This window comes from Vibrio sp. YT-18, from assembly GCF_033337345.1.
Taxonomy (GTDB): domain Bacteria; phylum Pseudomonadota; class Gammaproteobacteria; order Enterobacterales; family Vibrionaceae; genus Vibrio; species Vibrio alginolyticus.
This window is the reverse complement of the sequence record NZ_JAWOQO010000294.1, coordinates 1-1,024: the sequence shown is the minus strand read 5'-3', so window position 1 is coordinate 1,024 and position 1,024 is coordinate 1. Positions and strand designations below refer to the sequence as shown.

General features: G+C 44.1%; 1 protein-coding gene and 1 pseudogene. One reads left to right on the top strand and one right to left on the bottom strand.

The window, feature by feature from the left end:
• Positions 1-454, bottom strand: a pseudogene (locus R7M72_RS26090) (methyl-accepting chemotaxis protein); the annotation flags it as partial.
• 134 nt (positions 455-588) lie between these two features.
• Between R7M72_RS26090 and R7M72_RS26085 the strand changes: the two are divergent.
• Positions 589-1,024 (top strand): NlpC/P60 family protein (locus R7M72_RS26085; protein ID WP_318056591.1); only part of this gene is annotated, 436 nt, incomplete at its 3' end.

Below are 1,024 nucleotides of genomic sequence, written 5' to 3'. Positions count from 1 at the left end.
CACCAACATTCGCGTCGATGTGCCCTTGCATCTGAATCACTGCGGATTGCTTGAGTAAAATGGAGTTTGTGATTTGGTGCAACGTCTCCACTTTATCTTTTAGCTCATTGGAAAGCTGTGGGGCGACTTCGGATGTTTTCTCGATCAGACCTTCTGTATGTTTTGCCAGTGCTTCAATTTGCGCTTCTACAAGCGGTAACTCTTTCGCTTCCGTTACCTGCATTCCATAGTTGAGCAGTTTCACCATCTCCAACACATTTCTGGTCAGAGTCGCATTGGCCATCGCAATCGGTAATGCTTTTTGAGACAAATCTTCAAATTGTTCTCCAACCTGCCCCATTCCTTTGAAACTTGAGACAGAAAGGGCTATAACAAGTGCGATGATAGTTAAAAATGTTGCGCTGATAGTCTGAATCAGTGAAAGCGATGTGCGTGAGCGTTTGCGCGTTGCCATAATCAATTTTTATTCTTTCTTGAGGTTGAGTCGGCTTTGTCGTGAATCCGTCACACATGTGAGACAAAACCGTGATTTTCAGCCCATACTATGGATTGGTTATGACATTAATATTTCAGTTATGAGTCATACAGATGACAGGTGAAGATTTGCGTCGTATATATTTTCCTTTGATAATCAGTGCTCTACTTTCAGCTTGTTCGTCTGGCCCAGAGCCGAGTGAACAGGTTGAAGTAACTGTACCCACCAATCAGTTATTGTCTAATAACCCTGACTTGTTTCAGTTTTACAACGAGTGGCACGGCACGCCCTATCGACTTGGTGGAACACAAAAATCTGGAATCGACTGTTCGGCTTTCGTTCAAAGAGCCTTTGTCGAAGCGTATCAACTCGCCCTACCAAGGACGACAAAGCAGCAATCCACACAAGGCGTTGAGCTGAGTTGGACGGATGCCAAACAAGGAGATTTGGTGTTTTTTAAAACTCGGCGAAGCACCTACCACGTAGGAATCTACTTGGGGAACAAGCAGTTTATGCACGCATCAACGTCTAAAGGGGTAATTATTTCTA